This window comes from Conyzicola sp. (genome assembly GCF_046714715.1).
Lineage (GTDB): Bacteria > Actinomycetota > Actinomycetes > Actinomycetales > Microbacteriaceae > Conyzicola.
This window is the reverse complement of sequence record NZ_JBKKAD010000181.1, coordinates 1-2,643: the sequence shown is the minus strand read 5'-3', so window position 1 is coordinate 2,643 and position 2,643 is coordinate 1. Positions and strand designations below refer to the sequence as shown.

Sequence of the window (2,643 nt, the reverse complement as noted above, 5' to 3'; positions counted from 1 at the left end):
GTGGTTCGCCACGGGCGCCGCTTTTGTCGTTGTCGGGCGGATGTCGGTGGCCGCTTTTAGCCTGATCATGTCGCCTTTCCGAGTGCGACGATTCGAATCCGGGCCGGCCGACAACGGGAGATCAGTGTGACCATCCTCGACTTCGCAACAAGCACCGCCACACGCGCCGACGTCTCGATCCCGGGGCTCGCCGCCGCGCAACTGCACGACTCGCTCTGGCGGGTGACGCGGCCGGCCGGCGACGTGGTCGGCTACATCGAACGGTTCAGCGAGAGCCGCGGCATCCGGTATCGCGCGAAGCGCCTCATCGTGCGGCAGCAGCGGTTCGTGCCGGTCGGCGAGTTCTGGAGCATGCAGGAGGCGCTGCAGTGCTTCCGCATGAACTAGGCGCGCGGCGAACTCGGCGCACGGCGGGGTTTCGCCGACACGCGACAGCCTCGCAGCTAAGCGGGATTGCGCGCGTATGGTTCCTCCCATGCAGTGGTGGAATGATTTCTTAGAGTGGTTCGATTCGACCGAGGGCACGCGGGTCATAACGACCATGCTGCTTCCCTTCGTCGCCATCATCGTCGCGGCTGTCATCGCCACGATCATCGCGCGGGGCTCGATCTCACGCCTCCTCGCCCGTCAGGAGCGCGGCAACCGCGCGTCCGCCGTCGAAGCGCTCATCGCCGTCGGCGAGAAGGCGTCGCAGTGGAGCGGGCTCTCCAACCAGACCCGCGACCACTTCGAGCAGCAGTCGAGCGTCGCGAGCATCCGCGTGCGCCTGCTCCCCGCACCCGGCGCCGCGATGGCGAGTGCCTGGGCCGAGTACCAGCTCGCCGACATCAAGCGCAATTCGGCGAATTTCAGCGTGCAGGCCGACCAGGGCTTCGCCGAATACCGCGACCGCCTCATCGAGTGGCACCACCGCCCGCAGCGCGCGCGCAAGATCTTCCAGAACGACCTCGAGCGCTTCCGTCTCGATGCGGCGTCCGACGACACCGACCTGATCGAGCGTCAGCGACGTTGGAAGGCGGAGCAGGCCACGCAGCAGGCGCCGGTCGTCGTGCCCGCTGCCGCGACCCAGTCCGCACCGGCTTCCCACGCCCGCGCCGCCCAGGCACCCGCCCCGGCGAAGACCGACCTGCCGAGTTCGGCACCCGCTTCCGCGCCGATCGTGCCGCCCGCGTCGTCGCGCATCTTCAGCCCGACCACCGAGGCCAAGGCGCCGACAGAACCTCGGGCGAACACCGAGGTCATCGAAGCCACCATCGACGAGGACACCCCGGCGCGCACCGTCTGACCTCGCTCCTGCGCCGACCAAGGCACAGACACTGTTCACTAAAGAAAGGCCCGCCATACGGCGGGCCTTTCTTGTCTGGGTCGTCCGTGCCCGACTCGTGCGTGCCCGCGTCGTGCGTGCCTCGGCGGCGCACACACTGGTTCCGCTTTGCTGGCGCTGTGTCGGGGGCGGCACTTAGGCTCGCAGCATGGTCCACGGCATCGTTCCCCCGTATCTGCTCGCCCGTATCGCCGAACTCGACGACGAGCGTTTTGCCGCCGCCGCACGGGCCGCGCGGCGGTCGTTGCGCTACGACGAGCCGCGCCGAGCGGCCCGGCTCAACTTCAGCCTCGACGCTTCGAACAACCTCGTCGTCGAGCTGGCCGACGGACCGAACCGCACCATCAGCGACGCCGAGAATATCGAGACGCTGCCCGGAACCGTTGTGCGTGAGGAGGGCGACGAGCCGATCAGCGACACCGCCGTCGACGAGGCCTACGACGGGCTGGGCGCCACCTTCGCGCTCTACTCCGAGGTGTACGAGCGAGACTCGATCGACGGGTCCGGGCTGCCCCTGAACGCCACGGTGCACTACGGCGACGACTACGACAACGCCTTCTGGGACGGCGACCGCATGGTCTTCGGCGACGGTGACGGCGAAATCTTCCGGCGATTCACGAGCTCGCTCACGGTGATCGGACACGAACTGGCGCACGGCGTCACCCAGTACACTGCCGGGTTCGAGTACCAGGGCCAGTCGGGGGCGCTCAACGAGTCGGTCTCCGACGTCTTCGGTTCGCTCGTCGAACAGTACGCCCTCGACCAGTCGGTCACCGAGGCCAGCTGGCTCATCGGCGCCGGCCTGTTCACCGACGAGGTGGAGGGCACCGCCCTGCGCTCGATGAAGGCCCCCGGCACCGCCTACGACGACGACGTGCTCGGCACAGACCCGCAGCCCGGCCACATGTCCGACTACGTCGAGACCGACGACGACAACGGCGGTGTGCACATCAACTCCGGCATCCCGAACCGGGCCTTCTACCTCGTGGCCGAGGCTCTCGGCGGAAACGCCTGGAAGCGCGCCGGCCAGATCTGGTTCGACACGATCACCCTCGAGCTCGCCGCCGATACGACCTTCGAGCAGTTCGCCGAAGCCACGGTGCGCGCGGCCGGCACACGCTACGGTGAATCGTCGACAGAAGTCGGCGCGGTTCGTGCCGGCTGGCACACCGTGGGCGTGAAAGTGGGCAACGATGGCGGACTCACGGCCTGACTCCTGGTCGATCACCGTGGTGCGCACCGGCGGCTTCGCAGGGCTGCGTCGCGAATGGCGCACGGGCACCGCGGATGCGCCCGACGTCGACTGGGCCACCCTCATC

3 protein-coding genes are annotated in these 2,643 nt (G+C 68.3%); all 3 read left to right on the top strand.

Annotated features, from left to right (window positions below; genetic code table 11):
• Positions 1-126: 126 nt before the first annotated feature.
• The 3 genes from ACLQ6X_RS14695 (at position 127) to ACLQ6X_RS14685 (ending at position 2,537) form a co-directional block, all read left to right on the top strand.
• On the top strand, positions 127-387 hold the full coding sequence (locus tag ACLQ6X_RS14695; RefSeq protein WP_411700905.1) for a hypothetical protein: 261 nt from the start codon (positions 127-129) through the stop codon (positions 385-387).
• A gap of 88 nt (positions 388-475) precedes the next feature.
• The gene (locus ACLQ6X_RS14690; RefSeq protein WP_411700904.1) at positions 476-1,285 is read left to right on the top strand and encodes a hypothetical protein; all 810 of its coding nucleotides are present in this window, start codon (positions 476-478) and stop codon (positions 1,283-1,285) included.
• Positions 1,286-1,472: 187 nt separating this feature from the next.
• Positions 1,473-2,537 carry a M4 family metallopeptidase gene (locus tag ACLQ6X_RS14685; protein ID WP_411700903.1) on the top strand — a complete coding sequence of 355 codons (1,065 nt, stop codon included), beginning with the start codon at positions 1,473-1,475 and terminating at the stop codon, positions 2,535-2,537.
• Positions 2,538-2,643 lie beyond the last annotated feature (106 nt).

Coding starts and splice junctions, on each gene's coding strand:
- ACLQ6X_RS14690 (WP_411700904.1), top strand. CDS start 476: ATGCAGTGGTGGAATGATTTCTTAGAGTGGTTCGATTCGACCGAGGGC.
- ACLQ6X_RS14685 (WP_411700903.1), top strand. CDS start 1,473: ATGGTCCACGGCATCGTTCCCCCGTATCTGCTCGCCCGTATCGCCGAA.